At 71.6% G+C, this 19,319-nt stretch carries 17 protein-coding genes; 6 read left to right on the top strand and 11 right to left on the bottom strand.

All coding sequences use genetic code 11. The features are described 5' to 3' along the window. Positions 1-2 precede the first annotated feature (2 nt). From YWW_RS0121815 to YWW_RS0121790, 6 genes are read right to left on the bottom strand one after another with little or no spacing between them, the layout of a single operon-like run. Positions 3-2,006, bottom strand: a complete 2,004-nt coding sequence (locus YWW_RS0121815) for a beta-galactosidase (protein ID WP_035704862.1) — start codon at positions 2,004-2,006, stop codon at positions 3-5. Then, positions 2,006-2,917, bottom strand: coding sequence for an ABC transporter ATP-binding protein (locus tag YWW_RS0121810; protein WP_026931774.1), 912 nt, complete (start codon positions 2,915-2,917; stop codon positions 2,006-2,008). The genes YWW_RS0121815 and YWW_RS0121810 overlap by 1 nt, the downstream gene beginning before the upstream one ends. Then, complete coding sequence (locus YWW_RS0121805) at positions 2,914-3,810, bottom strand: ABC transporter ATP-binding protein (RefSeq protein WP_051326169.1); 897 nt, start codon at positions 3,808-3,810, stop codon at positions 2,914-2,916. Before YWW_RS0121805 ends, YWW_RS0121810 begins: the two co-directional genes overlap by 4 nt. Then, complete coding sequence (locus YWW_RS0121800) at positions 3,807-4,832, bottom strand: ABC transporter permease (protein ID WP_026931772.1); 1,026 nt, start codon at positions 4,830-4,832, stop codon at positions 3,807-3,809. Before YWW_RS0121800 ends, YWW_RS0121805 begins: the two co-directional genes overlap by 4 nt. 15 nt (positions 4,833-4,847) lie before the next feature. After that, complete coding sequence (locus YWW_RS0121795) at positions 4,848-5,837, bottom strand: ABC transporter permease (protein WP_026931771.1); 990 nt, start codon at positions 5,835-5,837, stop codon at positions 4,848-4,850. 32 nt (positions 5,838-5,869) lie between these two features. Next, positions 5,870-7,549 carry an ABC transporter substrate-binding protein gene (locus YWW_RS0121790; RefSeq protein WP_026931770.1) on the bottom strand — a complete coding sequence of 560 codons (1,680 nt, stop codon included), beginning with the start codon at positions 7,547-7,549 and terminating at the stop codon, positions 5,870-5,872. A gap of 140 nt (positions 7,550-7,689) precedes the next feature. On the opposite strand from YWW_RS0121790, the gene YWW_RS32210 reads away from it, so the two are divergent. The 3 genes from YWW_RS32210 to YWW_RS0121775 are packed head-to-tail and all read left to right on the top strand — an operon-like array spanning position 7,690 to position 12,322. Beyond that, positions 7,690-8,919 (top strand): ROK family transcriptional regulator, encoded by a 1,230-nt coding sequence (locus YWW_RS32210; protein ID WP_162145979.1) that lies wholly within the window; start codon positions 7,690-7,692, stop codon positions 8,917-8,919. Next, on the top strand, positions 8,916-11,066 hold the full coding sequence (locus YWW_RS0121780; protein WP_026931769.1) for an alpha-galactosidase: 2,151 nt from the start codon (positions 8,916-8,918) through the stop codon (positions 11,064-11,066). Before YWW_RS32210 ends, YWW_RS0121780 begins: the two co-directional genes overlap by 4 nt. A 50-nt stretch (positions 11,067-11,116) precedes the next feature. Beyond that, on the top strand, positions 11,117-12,322 hold the full coding sequence (locus YWW_RS0121775; protein WP_026931768.1) for an ROK family transcriptional regulator: 1,206 nt from the start codon (positions 11,117-11,119) through the stop codon (positions 12,320-12,322). A gap of 40 nt (positions 12,323-12,362) precedes the next feature. Here the strand turns inward: YWW_RS0121775 and YWW_RS0121770 are convergent, their stop codons facing one another. Then, positions 12,363-13,091: a TetR/AcrR family transcriptional regulator gene (locus tag YWW_RS0121770; RefSeq protein ID WP_026931767.1), complete on the bottom strand. Its 729-nt coding sequence runs from the start codon at positions 13,089-13,091 to the stop codon at positions 12,363-12,365. A gap of 83 nt (positions 13,092-13,174) precedes the next feature. Here YWW_RS0121770 and YWW_RS0121765 point away from each other — a divergent pair, with 83 nt between their 5' ends. The 3 genes from YWW_RS0121765 to YWW_RS34425 all read left to right on the top strand — a co-directional run bounded on the left by YWW_RS0121765 (position 13,175) and on the right by YWW_RS34425 (position 16,805). Further along, on the top strand, positions 13,175-14,311 hold the full coding sequence (locus YWW_RS0121765) for a PQQ-dependent sugar dehydrogenase (protein WP_026931766.1): 1,137 nt from the start codon (positions 13,175-13,177) through the stop codon (positions 14,309-14,311). A 29-nt stretch (positions 14,312-14,340) separates the two neighbouring features. Continuing rightward, entirely contained in the window at positions 14,341-15,090 is a 750-nt protein-coding gene (locus tag YWW_RS0121760) for an SDR family oxidoreductase (protein WP_026931765.1), read from the top strand. Between the two features lie 323 nt (positions 15,091-15,413). Continuing rightward, complete coding sequence (locus YWW_RS34425; RefSeq protein WP_051326167.1) at positions 15,414-16,805, top strand: cellulase family glycosylhydrolase; 1,392 nt, start codon at positions 15,414-15,416, stop codon at positions 16,803-16,805. Positions 16,806-16,905: 100 nt separating this feature from the next. Here YWW_RS34425 and YWW_RS0121750 read toward each other — a convergent pair whose 3' ends face one another. The 4 genes from YWW_RS0121750 to YWW_RS0121735 are packed head-to-tail and all read right to left on the bottom strand — an operon-like array spanning position 16,906 to position 19,131. Then, the gene (locus tag YWW_RS0121750) at positions 16,906-17,355 is read right to left on the bottom strand and encodes a hypothetical protein (RefSeq protein ID WP_026931764.1); all 450 of its coding nucleotides are present in this window, start codon (positions 17,353-17,355) and stop codon (positions 16,906-16,908) included. Positions 17,356-17,378: 23 nt separating this feature from the next. Then, positions 17,379-17,903, bottom strand: coding sequence for a hypothetical protein (locus YWW_RS0121745; RefSeq protein ID WP_035698923.1), 525 nt, complete (start codon positions 17,901-17,903; stop codon positions 17,379-17,381). Next, the gene (locus tag YWW_RS0121740) at positions 17,900-18,277 is read right to left on the bottom strand and encodes a hypothetical protein (protein WP_026931762.1); all 378 of its coding nucleotides are present in this window, start codon (positions 18,275-18,277) and stop codon (positions 17,900-17,902) included. Before YWW_RS0121740 ends, YWW_RS0121745 begins: the two co-directional genes overlap by 4 nt. Further along, positions 18,274-19,131, bottom strand: a complete 858-nt coding sequence (locus tag YWW_RS0121735) for a hypothetical protein (protein WP_026931761.1) — start codon at positions 19,129-19,131, stop codon at positions 18,274-18,276. The genes YWW_RS0121740 and YWW_RS0121735 overlap by 4 nt, the downstream gene beginning before the upstream one ends. Positions 19,132-19,319: the final 188 nt, after the last annotated feature.

Here is a 19,319-nt window from a genome sequence, read left to right as displayed (position 1 = left end):
TCCTAACGGTTGACGGATTCGCGGATGACGCGGACGCCTCCGGCGGGAACGGTGAGCGCCGGGCCGGCGTCCTCGCCGGTGAGCAGGTCGCGCCCGGCGGCGGTGACGTTCTGGTCGGTGTCGGTGTGGTTGAGCAGGAACAGGTACGAGTGGTCGTCGCCGACGCGGCGGACGGCTTCGAGTCCCGGTTCGGCCTCGACGGCGCGCGGCAGTCCGGCCTCGGCGGCCAGCCGGTCCGCCAGGCGGTCGACGGCCTCGGGCGGCAGGGCCGCCGAGACGTACCAGGCCGCGCCGTCGCCGATCACGCGGCGGGTGACGGCCGGGCCGCCCGCCAGCGAACTGGCGGCGTAGCCGCAGACCGCTTCGGCGCCGTCGAGATGGACCCGCTCGGTCCAGTCCTCGACCACCGAGCCGTCGTCGAGCGCGACCCTCTCGCCTTCCTGGAGCGGGTAGAACTCGTCGCTCCAGGCGCCGAGGACCTCGCGGAACGCGCCCGGGAAGCCGCCGGTGAGCACCTGGTTGTCGGCGTCGCACACGCCTGAGAGATAGGTGACCAGGAGCGTGCCGCCCCGCTCGGGCACGGCCCGGAGCCGTTCGGCGTCGGCCTCGCCGACCACCAGCAGCGTCGGCACGATGACCAGGTCGTAGGCGTCGAAGTCGCTGCCGGGCGGCACGACGTCGCACAGCACCTGCCGCCGCCACAGCGCCCGGTGCCAGGTGCGCGGCTCGCGCCCGTAGGAGAGCCCGCGGTGCGGTTTGAGGCCGTGCTGGAGCGCCCATCCGGCGGCGTCGTCGACCACGATCGCGGCCTTCGCCCCTTCGACGGCGGTGCCGCGCACCTCGGCCAGCTTCGCGAGGTGGCGGCCGAGTTCGACGACCTCCTTCCAGACGCGCGAGCGGGTGCCCGAGTGCGGCAGCATCGCCGAGTGGAACTGCTCGGCGCCCGATGTCGAAGCGCGCCATTGGAAGAACATCGCCCCGTCGGAGCCGCGCGCGACGTGGCCGAGCGAGTGCCGGACGATCTCGCCGGGGTCCTTGGCCCGGTTGCGCCGCTGCCAGCTGGGGCCGCCGGTGGAGCTCTCCATGAGCAGCCAGGGGCGGCGGTCGGGGGACATGCCGCGCATGCGGTCGGCGGCGAAGGCGAGGTCCTGCTCCCGCAGCGGGTCGTTCACGCCCGTGTAGTGGTCGTTCGCGGCGATCGCGGTGTGCGGGGCCCAGGAGGCGTAGTCGACGACCTGCGCTCCGGCGCCGACCATCATGTTGGTCGTGACCGGCGCCGCCGAGTGCCGCTCCAGGACCTCCTTCTCGGCCAGGTAGTGGGCGAGCAGCGCGTCCGAGGAGTAGCGCTCGAAGTCGAGGTGCAGCCCGGGGTTGGGGGCGCCGTGCCTGCCTCGCGGCGGCATGATCTCGTCCCAGCTCCCGTACCGGTGTCCCCATTGGGCGGTGCCCCAGGCGGCGTTGACCGCCTCCAGCGAGCCGCGCTGCTTCTGGAGCCACGTCCGGAAGTCCGCGGCCGAGCGATCGCAGTGGCAGCGGGCGTTGCCGCCGCCGAGTTCGTTGCCGACGTGCCACAGCCGCACGGCCGGGTGGGCGCCGTAGCGTTCGGCGAGCGCTGCGACGTGGCGCAGCGCGTAGCGGCGGTAGACCTCCGAGGCCGGGCACCAGGCGTTGCGGCCCCCGGCCGGTTCGCGGTAGCCGTCGGCGAGGACCGGCGCGATGTCGGGGTGGGCGGTCAGCAGCCACTGCGGCGGCGCGGCGGTCGGCGTCGCCAGGTCGACGCCGATGCCGTTCTCGTACAGCAGCAGCACCGCTTCGTCCAGCCAGGACCAGTCCCGTTCGCCGTCGGCGAGTTCCACGGTGCCCCAGGCGAAGACACCCAGGGTCACCAGGTTGACGCCCGCCTCCCGCATGAGGCGGACGTCCTCGTCCCAGGTCTCCCTCGGCCACTGCTCGGGGTTGTAGTCCCCGCCGTAGACGAGGCCGTCCGCCAGTCGGACGCGCTCCATCAGATGCTCCTCTCCCGAGCCTCGCTCGCCGGGACGCCGGTCTCGCGCCACTGCCCGGTGTAGTGGTCGTAGCAGACGCCGTTGTCGATCGAGTCGCGGTCGATCGACCCGGTGTCGGCGGCGACGCCGCCCGGCCGCTCGGGGTCGGGCGCCGCGAGCGCCAGCAGTTTCGTGTAGTCGTGGTGCGGGTCGAGGATGACCGCGTCGGCCGGTCCCCGCTCGACGACGCGGCCGCGGTAGAGCACCACGATCTCGTCCGAGAAGTGGCGGGCGGTCGCCAGGTCGTGGGTGATGTAGAGGACGGCGAGCCGGTCCTCGCGTTGCAGCCGCCCCAGCAGGTTGAGCACGCCGAGGCGGATCGAGACGTCCAGCATGGACACCGGTTCGTCGGCGATGAGGACCTGCGCGCCGGGCGCGAGCGCCCGGGCGATGGCGACGCGCTGCCGCTGCCCGCCCGACAGCTCGTGGGGGCGCCTGGGCGCGATCCGCTCGGCCGGGGTCAGGTTGACCCGTTCGAGCATCTCCAGCACCCGCTCGCGCGTCTCCTGCTTGGTGCGCGTGCGCTTGTGGATGAGCAGCGGGCGGGCGATGTGGTGCTCGATCGAGTGGAACGGGTTGAGCGAGGCGAAGGGGTCCTGGAAGACCATCTGCACCTCGCGGCGGTAGGCCTTCCCGTCGACGGCGGTGCCGTCGTCGAGGCGGACCTCGACCTCGCCGGAGCTGGGGCGCTCCATCCTGGTGAGGATCTTCGCGATGGTCGACTTGCCCGAGCCCGACTCGCCCACCAGAGCGACGGTCCGGCCGGGGGTCAGTTCGAGGCTGACGTGGTCGACCGCCCGCAGCCGGGTCCGCTTGAGGCCCTCGCGCAGCTTGTAGTCCTTCACCAGGTCGGTCACGTGGACGCTGGTCATACCTGCTCCTCGGTCGTCTCGGACGGCTCGCCGCCGTCGCGGATGAAGGCGCCGCGCGTGCCCGACAGGCTCGGGAAGGAGCCGAGGAGCCTGCGCGTGTAGGGGTGCCGCGCTTCGCGGTAGAGCCGGTCGGCCGCTTCGAACTCGACGATCTCGCCTTCGAGCATGACCGCGATCCGGTCCGAGATCTCCAGCAGCAGCGGCAGGTCGTGCGTGATGAAGACGACGGCGAAGTCGAGTTCGTCGCGCAGCCGGACGATCTCGCGGAGGATGTCGCGCTGCACCACCACGTCGAGCGCCGTGGTCGGCTCGTCCATGACCATGATCTGCGGCTCCAGCAGCATCGCCATGGCGATCATGACCCGCTGGCGCATGCCGCCGGACAGCTCGTGCGGGTAGGAGCCGAGCCTGGCCGGGTCGACGCCGACGCGTTCGAGCACCTCCCGCGAGCGGGCGCGGATCGCTCCTTTGGACATGCCGGGCCGGTGGGCGAGCAGCGTGTCCCGCAGCTGCGCGCGCACGGTGGCGACCGGGTTCAGGGCGTTCATGGCGCCCTGGAAGACCATCGACAGCTTCTCCCAGCGGAAGGCCCGCAGCTCGGCGTCCTCCAGCGCCAGGATGTCGATGTCGTCGCCGGAGCGGTCGTGGAAGGTGATGCGCCCCGAGGCGATGCGCGCCGGGGGCCGGTGCAGCCGGTTGACCGCGTAGGCGAGGGTGGTCTTGCCGCAGCCGGACTCGCCCGCCAGGCCGAGGATCTCGCCTCTGTGGAGGACGAGGTCGGCGCCGCGGACGGCGGTGACCGGCTCGTCCACTTCGTAGACGACGGTGAGGTCCTCGACGGTCAGCACGGGCCTGGCCTCGGCCCCGCGCGGCTCGGGAATCGCGTCGGTCATCGGTCGGACACCTCCGGGTCGGCGCTCGCGGTCCGCGTGAGCTGGCGCTCGAGGCGGGCGGCCCGGCGCGCGCGTTTGCGGTGCAGGCGCAGGTTCTTGAGCTTGGGGTTGATGATCTCGTCGATCGAGAAGTTGACGATGGACAGCCCGGTGCCGAACATGGCGATGATCAGCCCCGGCGGGATGAACCACCACCAGGCGCCGAGCGAGAGCGCGAAGCCGTTCTGCGCGTAGTAGAGCATCGTCCCCAGGGTCGAGGAGTTCGAGGCGCCCAGGCCGATGAACGACAGCCCGGCCTCGCCCAGGATCGCCGCGATGACGGCGAAGACGAACTGGGAGGCGATGACCGGCAGCAGGTTGGGGAGGATCTCGACCATGATGACGCGCCACGGCCGCTCCCCGGCGACCTGTGAGGCGGCCACGTAGTCGCGGTTGCGCACCGACAGCGTCTGCGCCCGCAGCACGCGCGCCGAGGCCGCCCAGCCGGTGACGGCCAGGACCACGGCGATCGTCCACAGTCCACGGCTCTCGCGCGGGACGAAGCCGGAGATCACGATGATGAGCGGCAGGCCCGGGATCACCAGGAACACGTTGGACAGCAGCGAGAACGCCTCGTCGACGAAGCGCCCCTTGTAGGCGCCGTAGATGCCGAAGAAGGCCGAGAGCAGGGTGGCGAGGACGCCGACCAGGAAGCCGATCTGGAGCGATCCGCGGGTGGCGTGGGCCAGCTGCGCCAGCACGTCCTGGCCGGTCTGCGTGGTGCCGAGCCAGAACTCGCCGGAGGGGCCGGTGAGGCCCTGGTCGCGGATCTGCTCGGGGTCGCCGACGAGGAACGGCCCGATGAGGCCGAACAGGGTGATGCCGACGACCAGGCTCAGGCCGACGGCGAGCCAGGGCGTCATGGTGGGCAGGAGCATCCGCCAGCCGGAGCGGATGGGGCGGCCGTCCTCGGCCGAGGTCGCGGCGAGCCGCTCGGCGGCCTCGTCGGCTGCGGGCGCGGCGGCGGGATTCGGGTTCGTCATGATTCGCACCTCTTCTCAGGACCGGGCGCGGGTGCGCGGATCGATGACGCCGTAGAGCATGTCGACCACCAGGTTGGCGCCCAGGACGGCCAGGGTGATGAACAGGAAGACGCCCTGCATCAGCGCGAAGTCGTTGTTCTGCACCGCGCTCAGGAGCCGGCTGCCGATGCCCGGATAGGAGAACACCTGCTCGGTGATCACCGAGCCCGAGACCACGAAGCCGAGCGAGATCGCGAATCCGGCCACCGAGGGCAGGACCGCGTTGCGGGAGGCGTAGGAGCGCATGATCTTCCGCGGGCTGAGTCCCTTCGCCTCCGCGGTGAGGATGTAGTCCTCCGAGAGCGTCGAGACCATCATGTTGCGCATCCCCATCAGCCAGCCGCCTATGGAGGCCAGCACGATCGTCAGCGCGGGCAGGAATCCGTAGTGGATCGCCGAGCCGATGAACTCGGCGTTCCACCCGGGGGTGAGGGTGACGTCGTAGCCGCCCTGGAGCGGGAACCAGCCCAGGACGCGCGCCAGCAGGTAGGTGAGGATGAGGGCCAGCCAGAAGTACGGCACGGCCGCGAGCAGGGTGGTGGCCGGGACCAGCGAGTCGAGCCAGGTGCCCGGCTTCCACCCGACGAAGGCGCCGAGGGCCACGCCGAGGACGGCGGCGATGATCGTCGAGAGGCCGACGAGCACCACCGTCCACGGCAGCGACTGGCTGATCACGTCGGACACGTTCGCCGGGTAGTAGCTGACCGAGACGCCCAGGTCGCCTCGGGCCAGGTTGCCCAGGTAGTCGAAGTACTGCTTCCACAGCGGCGACGAGTCGTCGCCCCCGAGGAGCAACGCGTAGGCCTCCCTGGTCTCCGGACTCACCGTGCCGCCGCGCTGTTGCAGCTTGGCCAGCAGGATGTCGACCGGATTGCCCGGCAGCATGCGTGGAATCGCGAAGTTCAGCGTCAGCGCGGCCCACAGGGCGATCGCGTAGAAGCCGAGTTTGCGCAGGAAGTAGCTCACAGAGTCTCCTTCGGGGGCGACGGCGCGGCCCGTCAGCCGTTCGGCTCGAGGTGCTTGAGGATCTCGGCCATGTCGAAGGCCGACCAGACGGCCGGGTAGGCGTAGAGGTCCTCATCGGACGGCCAGCCGGAGAACTTGGTGATGTTCCAGATGCTCGTCGTGCCGCCGGTCATGACCGGGATGTACGGCATGTCGCGCACGATCTCGGCGTGGATCGTGTCGAAGTACGGCTGGCGCGCCTCGGCGTCGTCGGTCGGCAGCTGCGCGATCGCGTCGAGGGCCTCGTCGACCACGGGGTTGGAGTACCGCGAGTAGTTGTTGCCCGCCGTCTCGCCGACGGGCGCGCCGGCGGCCGAGGCGAAGAAGTACGTGTACAGGTAGTACGGGTCGGGCGCCGGTCCCTGCCACAGCGAGTCGATGGCGAGCTGGAACTCGCCCGTGCCCTTCTTCTCGGTCCACTCGTTCCAGGAGGACTGGGCGGCCTCGATCTCGATGCCGGCCTCGGCGGCCTGCGAGGCGATGGTGTCGACCGCGGTGATGTAGTCGGTCCAGCCGCTCACGAGCTCGACGGTGAGCGTCAGTCGCTCGCCGTCCTTGGCGTAGATACCGTCCTCGCCCTTGGCCCAGCCGGCCGCTTCGAGGATCTGCCCGGCCTGGGCCGGGTCGGGCTCCATGGGGGCGACCGGCTCGCTGACGGAGTCGGAGACGAACTCGTCCTGGCTGGGCGTCAGCGCGAACGTCGGCGACATCTCCGCGGCGGTCTCCTGGAAGGCCAGGCTGTTGAGCTGCGAGCGGTCGATCGCGTAGTAGAGCGCGTGCCGCACGGCCGGATCGGTCTGCGGCCCTTCGCAGCCCATCTCGGCGCTGGAGCAGGTGGAGAGCACCATCTGGCTCTGCCACTGCGTGTAGTGCTCGTAGTTGGGGAAGTTCTCGTTCGTGTTCTGGATGTCCGGGATCGGGCTGGTGATCCAGTCGGCGGTTCCGGCCGCGATCGCGTCGGCGCCGGCCTGGTTGCCCGAGAGCGCGATGGTGCGGACCTCCTTGACCTCGGGCTCGCCGCCCCAGTAGTCGGGGTTGGCCTCGATGGTGAACGCCTGCGGCTTGAAGTCCTTGAAGGTGTAGGCGCCGGTGCCGATCGGGTTCTCCATGACGTCCTCGGCGGGGTTGACGTCCTGCCAGAGGTGTTCGGGGACGATCGGCGTGCTCAGCAGGTCGGGGCCCTTGACGAAGGCGGGCTCTTCGAAGCTGAAGACGACGTGGGTGTCGTCGACGACCTCGACCACGCCGTCGTAGCCGCTGTTGTTGATCGAGGGGTTGTTCTTGATCATGTCGAAGGTGAAGGCGACGTCGTCGGCGGTGAACGCCTCGTCGTCGCTCCAGGTGACGCCCTCGCGGAGCGTGACGGCGAGCTCGGTGCCGTCCTCGTTCCAGGCCTGCTCGGTGCCCAGCAGCGGGACCGGATCGGAGACCTGGGCCTTGTTGAAGAAGAACAGGGGCTCGTAGATCGTGCCGAGGCCCCCGATCCGCGAGAGGGAGAAGGGGTTGAAGTTGATCTGCATGTCGCCGGCCTGGCTGGTGACGATCAGCGTGTCGGCCTCCGCCGAGCCGCCGTCGCCGCCCGATCCAGAGCAGGCGCTCATGAGCAGGCCGAGCGCGGCGGTGCCCGCGAGGGCGGCCGCGGCGCGGCGCCGCGTTCCTTTGGTGGGTGACATCTTCGTCCTTTCGCGTCCGGGGCCGCCTTGCCCGCGGAACTGGAGGGGTGGCGCCCGCTCCGGACGCCAGGTTTATTATTAACTTGTTAAATTTAATGTGTCAAGAAGAAGCTTCGGCGCATTCCGAGGAGGGAGGTCCCATGCCGCAACCCGGACCGGGCCGTGGCACGACGGCGGGGCGCATGCTCGACCTCCTGCGCGCCAACGGAACCCTCAGCCGCGTCGAGCTCGCCGAGCGGACCGGCCTGACGCCCGCGACCGTCACGCACACCGTCCGCCGCCTCATCGGCGCGGGGCTGGTCGACGAGATCGGGCCCGGGCGGCGGCGGGGCCGCGGCCAGCCCCGGCGGCTGCTCGAACTCAACGCGGACGCGTGGTACGCCGTCGGCATCCAGGTCGACCGGACCACCACGACGATCGTCGTGCTCGACTTCGCCGGCGAGCGGATCGCCGGCGTCGGCCTGCGCGGCTCGGGCTCCGGCGGCCCGGAGGCGACCGTCGCGGCGCTCGCCGAGCACGTCTCGGAGCTGCTGCGCGGCAGCGGCGTGCCCGTCGAGCGGGTGCTGGGCGCGGGCCTGGTGACCCACGGCCCCCAGGACCGGGAGCGGGGGGTGCTGCTGACGGCCCAGCCCGCCCCCGAATGGCTCGAGTTCCCGCTGACCGACGCGCTCGCCGAGCGCCTCGGCGTCCCGGTGCTGCTGGAGAACGACGCCACGGCCGCGGCCTTCGGCGAGCAGTGGGCCGGGGCGCTGCCCACCGACACCTTCGGCCTGGTCTACATGGCCTCCGGCGTCGGCGGCGCCGTCGTGGTCGACGGCGAGAACTACCGCGGGCGCGCCTCCAACGCCGTCGAGATCGGCCACGTGGCCCTCAACGGCGGGAACGCCTCCTGCGTCTGCGGCAACCGCGGCTGCGCGCAGGCCGAAGCGGGGCCGCACGCGGTCGTGGAGCGGGCCCTCGCCGACGACGGTCTCGCCGCCCGTCTCGGCGTCCGCGGCACCCCGGACCACACCCTCGGCGACTTCGAGCGCATCGCGAAGGCCTGGCGCTCGGGCGACGCGGACGCCGAGGCGATCCTGGAGTGCTCGGCGCGCTGGATCGGCCGCGCCGCGGTCACCCTCGTCAACCTCTTCGACCTCGACACCGTCGTGCTGGCCGGCCCGGCGTTCGCGACCGCCGGGGAGCTGTACCGCGCCCGCATCGCCGCCGAGCTTGAAGAGCGCGCGCTCAGCCGCGCCCTCAGCCGCCCCCAGGTGCGCCTCTCCGCCAGCACCGAGACCGCCGCCGCCCTCGGCGGAGCGCTGCACGTGCTGCGCGCCATGCCGATCGACCCCGAGCCGCCCGCCGCCACCCCAGAAGGAGCACAGTGAACACCGAAACCTGGACGACCCTGCGCCGCGACGGCGTGTCCCTCATCCTCGCGGGCCCGGCCTCCGGCCTCCCCGCGGTGGTCCACTGGGGACGCGACCTCGGCCCCCTCGACGCGGCCGACCTCGCCGGGCTCGACCGCGCGACCAGCCGCCAGACCCCGCCGGGCACCCTCGACGCCGCCTGGCGGCTCCCGCTCGTGCCGCAGGACTCCGACGGCTGGTCGGGACGGCCCGGCCTGCTCGCCACCTCCGGCGGCGTGCCGCTGTACCCGCGCTGGACTTCGACGGTCGAGCGCACCGGCGAGGCGCGGGCGCTCGTCACCGCCGCGAGCGAGGGCCTGACCCTGCGCACCCGGATCGAGATCGGCGCGGGCGGACTGGTGCTGCTCGACCACGAGCTCACCAACACCGGAGACGCCGCAGTGGATGTGCAGTGGCTGGAGGCGGTCCTGCCCGTGCCGAAGGCCGCCGACCGCCTCACCGCCTTCGGCGGCCGCTGGACCCGCGAGAAGACCCCGCTGACGACCCCGATGCCCCGCGGCGCCACCACCCGCGAATCCCACCGGGGCCGCTCCGGCCACGACGCCCCCTGGGTCACGCTCGCCTCGGTCGGCGCGCCGCGCAACCGCGACGGCGAGGTCTGGGCGGTGCACCTCGGCTGGAGCGCCGACATGCGCCACCGCACCGACCGCATCGGCGAGCACCTCACCCTGATCGGCGCCGGCGAACTGCTCCGACCCGGCGAGATCCGGCTCGCCCCCGGCGAGGCCTACCGCAGCCCCACCGCCTACTTCTCCTGGTCCGCTTCGGGTCTCGACGGGATCGCCGAGCGGTTCCACACCTGGGCGCGGGCCCGGCCGCACCACCCCCGCACGCCCCGCCCGCTGGTGCTCAACACCTGGGAGGCCGTCTACTTCGACCACGACCCGGTCCGGCTGGCGTCGCTCGCCCGCCGGGCGGCCGAGGTCGGCGTCGAGCGCTTCGTGCTCGACGACGGCTGGTTCCCCGCCCGCCGCGACGACACGGCGGGCCTGGGCGACTGGGAGGTCGACCCGGCGGTCTGGCCCGACGGCCTCGAACCGCTCGCCGACCTCGTCCACTCCCTCGGCATGCAGTTCGGGCTCTGGTTCGAGCCCGAGATGGTCAACCTCGACTCGGATCTCGCCCGCGCCCACCCGGACTGGCTGCTCGCGAACCCGGCCTCCGTGCCCTCGCCCGAAGGGCTGTCCTTCCGCGGCCAGTACGTGCTGGACCTGGCCCGGCCCGAGGCCTTCGACCACGTCCGCTCGCGCATGTCCGCCCTGATCAAGCGGCTCGGCGTCGACTTCGTCAAGTGGGACCACAACCGCGACCTGGTCGAGCCGGTCCACGACGGATCGCCCGGCACCCACGTCCAGACGCTCGCCGCCTACCGCCTGATGGCGGCGCTCAAGGCCGACCATCCCGGCCTGGAGATCGAGTCGTGCTCCTCGGGCGGCGCCCGCACCGACCTCGGCGTCCTGGAGCACGCCGACCGGGTGTGGGCCTCGGACTCCAACGACCCGGTCGAGCGCCAGGACATCCAGCGCTGGACCGAGCTGGTGCTCCCGCCGGAGCTGATCGGCGCGCACGTCGGGCCCTCGCCCGCCCACTCCTCGGGCCGGGCGACCGCCCTGTCCTACCGGATCGCGACCTCCCTCCAGGGCTCGGCCGGTTTCGAATGGGACGTCATGTCCTGCACCGAGGCCGAGACCGAGCAGGTGAAGTCCTTCGCCGCGCTGTACAAGGAGCTGCGGGGCCTGCTGCACGGCGGCACGGTCGTCCACCCCGACGCGATGGACCCGGCGCTGCGCGTCCGCGGCGTCGTCGCGCCCGACGCCTCGGAGGCGGTCTTCACCGTCGCCACGGTCGCCTCGCTGGAGGACGCGCTGGCCGAACGGCTCCGCATGCCAGGCCTCGATTCGGACCGCCGCTACACCGTGCGCGTGCGCGAGGAGATCGGCCCCTCCGCGTGGGGCTGGACCACCCCCGGCTGGCTCTCCGGCGAGCCGGTGACGGTCCCCGGGCGCGTGCTCGCCGAGGTCGGGCTCCAGCTGCCGACGCTGTGGCCGGTCCAGGCGCTGGTGCTGCATCTGAGCACGTCGGAGGATCGAGGCGCCGCCGCGTGAGCCCGTTCCAGTAAGGTTGTCGCACCGCAGACCCGCGCTAGGAGGCCGCATTGAGATCGTTCGGCTCGGGCACCCGCGTACCCACGCTGGCGGCGGTGCTCGACATCGTCCGCGAACGAGCGCCGGTCAGCCGGGTGGAGCTGGCAGAGGCCACGGGCCTCACCCAGGCCACCATGACGCACGCCGTCCGGAAGCTGACCGCGCTGGGCTTCGTGCGCGAGGTCGGCACGGTCCGCTCCGCCCGCGGGACCCCGCGGCGGCTGCTCGGCCTGGTGCCGGACGCCTGCTGCATGGTGGGCTTCCAGTTCGACCGGTACCACTCGGTCGGCGTGGTCGTGGACCTGGCGGGCCGCGTCCTGGTCGAGCGGGAGCTCGCGGGGGCCGGGGACCGGGCGCCGGAGGAGGTCATAGCCGAGCTCGCCGAGGCGGTCGACGGCATGCTGAAGGAGGCCGGGCTCGCCCGCGAGAAGGTGCTCGGCATCGGCGTGGCGACCTACGGCCCCCAGGACCGGGAGGCGGGCGTCCTCCAGGTCGTGCAGCCGACCGCCGCATGGCTCGACTACCCCTTGGCGGAGAAGCTGTCCGAGGCGACGGGACTGTCGGTCGCCCTGGAGAACGACGCCACGGCCGCGGGCATCGGCCTGCAGGTGCGGGGCGACGCGGCGTCGAACTTCGCCGTCGTCTTCATGTCCGGCGGCATCGGCGCGGGGGTCATCATCGACGGCTACCCGTACCGCGGCGCGACCTCGAACGGCGTGGAGCTCGGGCACATCTCCGTCGACGCCCTCGGGCCGCGGTGCAACTGCGGGAACCGGGGCTGCCTCGACACCGTCGCGGGCCCGATCGGGATCACCGAGCTGGTGCGCAAGAGCCCGGCGCTGACGTCCCGCTTCGCGATCGGCTCGGATGTGCTGGACAACTTCATGAGGGTCGGCCGCGCCGCCCTGGAAGGGGACCCGGACGCGAAGGAGCTGATCGGGATCTCGACGCAGCGGCTGTCGATCGCGACCCTCACCCTGGTGAACCTGTTCGACGTGAGCCGGGTGGTCCTGGTGGGCGCGGCGTTCGCGGAGGTCGGCGACATGTACCGCGACGCGCTCCAGGAGTTCCTCGACGAGGCGGTCTTCATGCGCCACGTCCACAGCGTCCAGGTGCAGGTCGCCGAGAATCCCGCCGGCGCCCCCGCCGTCGGCGCCGCCATGGTGGTCCTCCGGAACCTCCTCGAATCGCCGAGCGAGACGCCGCCCGCAGCCTGAGACCGGCTTCGCGGTCGGGCGAGCGCCTCCCGGCCGCCGTTCAGGCGACTTCGCCGCTCGCGGCCCGTCGCCCGCTCGGGCGGGCATCGGCGAGGCGGTCGAGCAGTTCGTCGAGGAGCGCGCGCTCACCGGGGGTGAGCAGGCCCTCCGCTCGGTCCAGCACTGCCTTCAGGCCGACCGCCCGCTGGGCGTAGTCGGGGCTCTCCGCGGCCGCTCGGCCGGTGAAGGAGCCGATCGCGGCGTCGCGCAGCCGCCGGGACCGCTCGAGGTCGCGTTCCTCGGGAGGGGTTCCGATGAGATTGAGCGTGGTGCCGACGCAGGCGGCGTGGACGACGCCGATGGCGGTGTCGACGCCGACCGTGAGCCGCCCGGCCGCGGCGATGCGCTCGACGAGCATGCGCAGCCGCGCCGCGCCCTCCTTCACCGCGGGCGGGGGCGGTCGGGTGTCCCCATGGCCGTACATGAGCAGGTACTGGGCCGGGCAGTCGAGGCCGAATTGGACGTGGAGGTCCCAGCCGGCCGCCAGGTCCGCGACCGGGTCGTCGGTCAGGCGCTGACTGTGCTTGCGCGCCAGGTAGTCGTCGAAGCCGCTCTCGGCCACGGCGTCCAGGAGCCCGCGCATGTCGGTGAACAGGCGGTAGATGGTCGGCGGCTGCACCCCGGCGGCCGCGCTCACCGCCCGCGTGGTCACCGCGTCGCGGCCCTCGGACTCCAGGAGCCGGGTGGCGGCGTCGACGATGCGGCGGCGCACTTCCTCTCGCTCGCTCATTGATCAACGATAACAGAATTTCGATACCAATTTGCATATCACTGAAAACGTAGTACAGTTATCGTTGATAACAAGGAGGGGTTATGAGCATCATCAGACCGGCGGCCGTGGCCGCGGCCCTCGTCGCGGCCCTCGCCTTGAGCGCCTGCACCGCCGGGCAGGATCCCGCGCCGAGCTACAGTCCCAGCACCGGAGACGACGCGGAGCGGAGCGGGGCGGGCCTGCACGCGCCCGGCGAGCCCGTCGAGCTCACGACCGGGCTCGACTCGCCGTGGGGCCTGGCGTTCCTGCCGGACGGTTCGGCGCTGGTCTCGTCGCGGCTGACCGCCGAGATCCGGCGCGTGCCCGCCACGGGCGGGGACGCCGAGCTCGTCGGGGTCGTGCCCGGCGTGGAGACCAGCGCCGAAGGCGGCCTCCTCGGCCTGGCGGCCTCGCCGGACTTCGCGACCGACCGGACCGTGTTCGCCTACGTCTCCGCATCGCCGACGAACCGGGTCGTGGCCCTGCGGATCGGCGAGGCGTTCGACTCGGTCACCGAGGAGCGGGTGCTGCTCGACGGCATCGAGACCGCCAACCGGCACCACGGCGGCCGCATCGTCATCGGACCGGACGGGCACCTGTGGATCGGCACCGGCGACGCCTTCGAGCCGGTGAACGCGGCCGACGACGACTCGTTCAACGGCAAGATCCTGCGCATCGGCCTCGACGGCTCGATCCCCGAGGACAACCCGTCCGGCACCGCGATCTACTCCAGCGGGCACCGCAACGTCCAGGGCATCGCGTTCGGCCCCGACGGCACCGTCTACGCCTCCGAACTGGGCCACCGCACCTGGGACGAGGTGAACGTCCTCGAAGCCGGCCGCGACTACGGCTGGCCCGAGACCGAGGGCATCGAAGGCGACACCGGCGAGCCGCCGATCTTCACCATCCATCCCGACGAGGCCTCGCCCTCGGGCATCGCCTACGCCGAGGGATCGCTGTGGATGGGCGCCCTCGGCGGGCAGCGCCTGTGGCAGCTGCCGGTCGACGGCCCCGAGTCGGCCGGCGACCCGATCGACCACTTCGTCGGCGACTACGGACGCATCCGCACCGTCGAGCTCGCCCCGGACGGATCACTGTGGATCGTCACCTCCAACACCGACGAGGCCACCTGGGGCGGCACCGAACCACGACAGGGAGACGACCGCATCCTGCGCGTCGAACTCCTTCCACCCGAGTAACGACACCATCCACCGCAAGGAGCACTGACATGAAGATCACCGGGAACACCGTCCTGATCGCCGGGGGCACCTCCGGCATCGGCCTCGAACTGGCGCTCCGATTCCACCAGGCGGGCAACAAGGTCATCGTCGCCGGCAGGCGCCGCGAGGCCCTCGACGCGATCGCCGCCGAGCACCGCGGGATCGAGACCGAGCAGTTCGACATCACCGACAACGCCTCGATCCGGCGGCTGTTCGAGACCGTCACCGCGAAGCACCCGCGCCTCAACGCGCTCGTGGCGATGGCCGGGATCATGCGGCCCGAACCGGTCCTGGACTCCGGCTCGCTGGAGACCGCCGAGCGGACGGTCGAGACGAACCTGCTGGGCACGATCCGCCTCGTCCACGCGTTCGCGCCGTTCCTCACCGATCGGCCGCACGCGGCGATCCTGACCGTCACCTCCGGGCTGGCGTACGTGCCGCTGGCGGCGACGCCGACCTACAGCGCCACCAAGGCCGCGGTCCACTCCTACACCGAGTCGCTGCGCGAGCAGCTGCGCGAGACCTCGGTGCAGGTCATCGAGATCGCGCCGCCGCTGACGCGGACGCGGCTGATGGGCGAGGGCACCGACAACGACCGGGCCATGCCGCTCGACGAGTTCGCCTCGGAGGTGATGGGCCTGCTCGAATCGGAGCCCGAGGCTCGGCAGATCCTCGTCGAGCGCGTCAAGCGGCAGCGCTGGGCCGAGGTCGACGGCACCTACGACGAGATCTTCGCGATGCAGTCGGGTCGCCGGTGAGACGCGGGAGGACCGGTCGCCTCCCACGTCGGTCCTCCCGCTCGCCCGCGGGCCCGCGCACCGGGCCCGCGGGCGTTCGCTCAGCCGCAGGGGCCGCCGGGCGCGACCTGCGAATCCGAAGTGCGCCGAGCCGAGGCGGCCGCGAACGAGCCGGGCCGCGAGGTCGCGGCGCCGCCGGTGACGATCAGACCGGGGGGCTTGACTCGGCGACAACATATTGGCAGACTTCGATGTATCGTTTGGGAGCGCTTCCTCCCCGAGGCGCTCCGCGCACCGACACCGACCGGTCGGCTACGCGCCGCACCAGCGAAGGACATCGAATCATGCGAACAGACCGAAGACGAAAGAGACTGGCGATCATCGCCGCGGCCGTCGCCGCGCTCGCCGCGAGCGCGCTGACGATCGTCTCGGCACAGGTCGCCGGTGCCGAAGAGGGCTGCGAGGTCCGATACGACGTCGTGAGCGAATGGGGCTCGGGCTTCCAGGCCAACGTCAGCATCACCGCCGGTGAGGCGATCGACGGCTGGACGATCGAGTGGGACTTCACCAGCGCCGTCTCCGGCATCAGCGCTTGGAACGTCACCGACCAGTCCTTGAGCGGATCGCACTTCACCGCCTCCGACGCGGGCTGGAACGGCTCGGTCGCCTCCGGCCAGACCCGCGAGGTCTTCGGCTTCACCGCCAGCGGCACTCCCGGCGAGATCACCGACGTCGCCGTCAACGGCGTCAGCTGCGGCGGCGAAGGCGGCGGCGAGCAGACGACCGACCCCGGGCCGGACCCGACCGACGACCCGACCGGCGACCCCGACCAGGGGGGCACGCCCGTCGAGCGGCACGGGCAGCTGAGCGTCTGCGGCGCCGCCATGTGCAATGAGCAGGGCGAGCAGGTCCAGCTGCGCGGCGTCTCGAGCATGTGGCTGCACTGGCAGACCCAGCCCTACGCCCAGAACCTCCAGGCGCTGGAGTGGATGCGGGACAACTGGAACATCGAGGTGTTCCGGGTCGCCATGGGCGTCGAGCCCGAAGGCGCCTACCTCTCCGACTCCGCCCGCTGGAAGGCCGAGGTCGAGACCGTCATCAACAACGCCGCCACCGCGGGCGTCTACGTCATCGTCGACTTCCACGCGCACGAGGCGCACCAGCACCAGTCCGAGGCGGTTGCGTTCTTCGACGACCTGGCCGAGCGCTACGGGGACCTGCCGAACGTCATCTGGGAGCCGTACAACGAGCCGACGGACGTGTCGTGGAGCGGCACGGTCAAGCCGTACCACGAGGCCGTCGTCTCGACGATCCGCGAGCACGACCCGGACAACATCATCGTGCTCGGCAGCCCGACCTGGTCGCAGGACGTCGACGTGGCCGCCGCCGACCCGGTCTCGGGCACGAACCTGATGTACACGCTGCACTTCTACTCGTGCACGCACACCGACTGGCTGCGCGCCAAGGCCGACACCGCGATCGACGCGGGGCTGGCCCTGTTCGTCACCGAATGGGGCGCGAGCGCCGCCGACGGCGGGCTCGACGGCCGCGCCTGCCTCGACGAGGCGCAGCGCTGGATCGACTGGATGGCGTCGAACGGCATCTCCTGGACGGCTTGGAAACTGGACGTCGGCACCGACACCACGAACCTGCTCTCCAGCGGCGCGCCCGTCACGGGAGGTTGGGACAACCACCTCCACGGGCATGCGCCCTTCGTCGTCGAGAACCTGCCATAGCTCGTACGACTGAGAGACGCCGCCCGCCGCTCCGGCGGGCGGCGTCTTGCTCTCCGGGCGCCGAACCGTCCGGTGCCGCGACCGCCTCGGGTCGCCCGGTTCAGCCCATGAGGCGGCGCATGATGTGCTCGCGGGCCTTGTCGACGACCGCATCGAAGTCGTCGCGGATCTCGGGGACGGTGGCGGTCAGGTAGCGGACCAGGAAGCGGAAGGCGAAGCGCATCCGGTCGCCGCCGATCTCGCCCATCAGGTGGCGCTCGCCGCGCAGACCTCGGATGACGCCCTCGACTTCGAGGAGGCTGCTCGGCGGCCCCGGTTCGGACCAGTGCCCCGGACCGGCGGCGCGCAGCTCGGCCATGAAGCGGGCGAGTTCGGCGCGGTCGGCGGACGATGTCCGGTCCCACTGGGCCGCTTTGCCGAGCCGGTAGGCGAGGCAGGCGGCGGCCGCTCCTTCGAGGTGCTCGAACTCGCCCCGGTGGTCGTGCGGGCCGAAGCGCCCGCGCAGCTTCGCGTACTGCTCGTCGTCGCCGAAGGCGTTGGCCGTCAGCACCGCCCGGTGCAGCGCTTCGGGCGTTACTCCGGCTCCTCTTCGGTGTCGCCGTCTCCGAACGTGACCCGCCATGCGTGCAGTTGCGAGGCGGCGAAGACGCCTCGCACCGTGTCGCGGCCGACCTCCTCGGCCTGTTCGTACAGCTCGGCCAGTGCCGCTTCGGTGGGCTCGCCGCCGACGATGAGGCGGCAGACGACCCAGATCGAGGCGAGCTGCTCGGACTGCGAGACCTCCAGCAGCAGATGCGGTTCGTCGTAGCAGGCGCGGATGAGCGCCTCGGTCTTCAGCGGCGAGACGCCCGGGGCGGCTCGGCGCACGCGTTCGATGAGGACGTCCAGCCTCGCCCAGTCGAGGTAGTCGCCGAAGTGGTCGTCGACGCACGTGGCGAACAGCGCGAGCGCGAAGACGTGGTGGGCCAGGGCGTGATCGGGGTAGATCAGCCGTTGGGTGCGATCGGTCTCGGCGGCGTCGCCGTTGAGGAGGGCGGTGGCGTGGGCGCGGAAGAGCGTGTGGCGTTCGCGGTAGTCCATGGCGTGCATGCGGCTCACCCCTCGCAGTCGCGTTGGCAGTCGGACCAGACGCGGGCGGCGGCCCGCTTCAGGTTCGCGGTGTTGTCGCCTTCGAGCGTCCAGGCCCGGTGGGCGTCGTTGCAGACCCACAGGTCCGGTTCGCCGCAGGCCAGGCCGGTCATGTAGCCGAGCAGCGAGGGCTCGGTGTCGGACTCGTTGAAGGCCACCCAGAGGCGCGGGGCGTCGGTGGCGGTGCCGAAGACGACGCGGCGCCGGTCGATCCAGGCCCGCCCGAGGACGGTCAGGCGCTCGGGGTCGATCGGTTCGGTTTGTGGTGCCGGGATCGGCAGGGTTCTCAGTGCCCGCAGATAGTTGACGCGGAGGCGGTGTGGTGCGTAGCGGGAGAGGCTCACAGCGCGGCACCGCCCATCGCCGGAGCCATGTGGGTGGCGCGGGTGGTGTGGATGGCGTGGGCGGCGCGGGCGGCGTTGGCCTGGCCGCGGAAGCGGTCGGCGATGTCGGACGGCAACGGCATGACGAGGTAGCGGGTGCCGTCGGGGCGGGTGTGCAGGCCGGGGGCGTGCGGATCACGCGATGGTGGACGCGGGGTCGGTGGCCGTGGTGGTAGGGCGCCTTCCACCGGTTCCTCGCCGCTGTCCGCACCGCCGTCTCGGTCGCGGTCGCCGTCGCCGCCGGAGGCGACGGCGAAGTAACCGGTGTAGGCCAGGCCGGAGACCAGGGCTGCGAGGACGAGGTAGGCGAGGCCGAAGAGCAGGAGCAGCCGCCGGGTGACGGTCGCGGAATCGGGTGATTCAGTGAGCAGTTGTTCCGGGCGCTTGGGGTATTCGACGAGGTCGGGTTGCGTGAAGTCGATACGCCAGGGTCGGAACGGTGGCGAGGATTCGGTGGTCGCTGAGACGGTGGTGGTCGTGGGGACTGCGGCGGTCGCGGAAACCGTGGGGATCGCTGCTGTCGTGGTGGGTGCGGTGGGTGCGGTGGGTGCGGTGGGTGCTGTGGTCTTGGCGGTCGGGGTGGTCTTGGTGAGATCGGCGGGTTCGGTCGGGTGCGGGCTGGGTTTGCGGCTGTCGGTGAGGACGGCCGGTTTCGGTGGGATGGTCCACCGGTCCCAGGGCGAGGCCGGGCGCGGTGTGTCGGGGTCGAGGTCGTTCCTCGCCCAGACGGGTGTACCGGAGACGGGTCGAAGGGAGATGTGAGCGTTTTGATCTGTTGCGTTCAGCGGTTTCTGGCGTAGGCTGACACCAACCATGGGAGGTTTCCTTCCAGGGTTTGGAGGTGGGCCGCCAATGAAGTTGGTAGCTACGGAGGCGGCCCACCGGGCCATATTCAGTTGAGATTTAGGAATCGCGCACTGCGCGTGCGAGCATCTTTGCACATCAGTTCCGGAAATTTAACCCCCAACACGCGCGATCTTCCGATATGACGAGTGCCGTTGGC

It is taken from the genome of Glycomyces tenuis DSM 44171, assembly GCF_000427885.1.
GTDB lineage: Bacteria > Actinomycetota > Actinomycetes > Mycobacteriales > Micromonosporaceae > Glycomyces > Glycomyces tenuis.
The sequence above is the reverse complement of the archived record's forward strand: the minus strand, read 5'-3'. Positions and strand labels throughout refer to the sequence as shown.

Coding starts and splice junctions, on each gene's coding strand:
- YWW_RS0121760 (WP_026931765.1), top strand. CDS start 14,341: ATGAAGATCACCGGGAACACCGTCCTGATCGCCGGGGGCACCTCCGGC.
- YWW_RS32210 (WP_162145979.1), top strand. CDS start 7,690: ATGCCGCAACCCGGACCGGGCCGTGGCACGACGGCGGGGCGCATGCTC.
- YWW_RS0121800 (WP_026931772.1), bottom strand. CDS start 4,832: ATGACGAACCCGAATCCCGCCGCCGCGCCCGCAGCCGACGAGGCCGCC.
- YWW_RS0121735 (WP_026931761.1), bottom strand. CDS start 19,131: ATGGTTGGTGTCAGCCTACGCCAGAAACCGCTGAACGCAACAGATCAA.
- YWW_RS0121805 (WP_051326169.1), bottom strand. CDS start 3,810: ATGACCGACGCGATTCCCGAGCCGCGCGGGGCCGAGGCCAGGCCCGTG.
- YWW_RS0121790 (WP_026931770.1), bottom strand. CDS start 7,549: ATGTCACCCACCAAAGGAACGCGGCGCCGCGCCGCGGCCGCCCTCGCG.
- YWW_RS0121815 (WP_035704862.1), bottom strand. CDS start 2,006: ATGGAGCGCGTCCGACTGGCGGACGGCCTCGTCTACGGCGGGGACTAC.
- YWW_RS0121810 (WP_026931774.1), bottom strand. CDS start 2,917: ATGACCAGCGTCCACGTGACCGACCTGGTGAAGGACTACAAGCTGCGC.
- YWW_RS0121765 (WP_026931766.1), top strand. CDS start 13,175: ATGAGCATCATCAGACCGGCGGCCGTGGCCGCGGCCCTCGTCGCGGCC.
- YWW_RS34425 (WP_051326167.1), top strand. CDS start 15,414: ATGCGAACAGACCGAAGACGAAAGAGACTGGCGATCATCGCCGCGGCC.
- YWW_RS0121770 (WP_026931767.1), bottom strand. CDS start 13,091: ATGAGCGAGCGAGAGGAAGTGCGCCGCCGCATCGTCGACGCCGCCACC.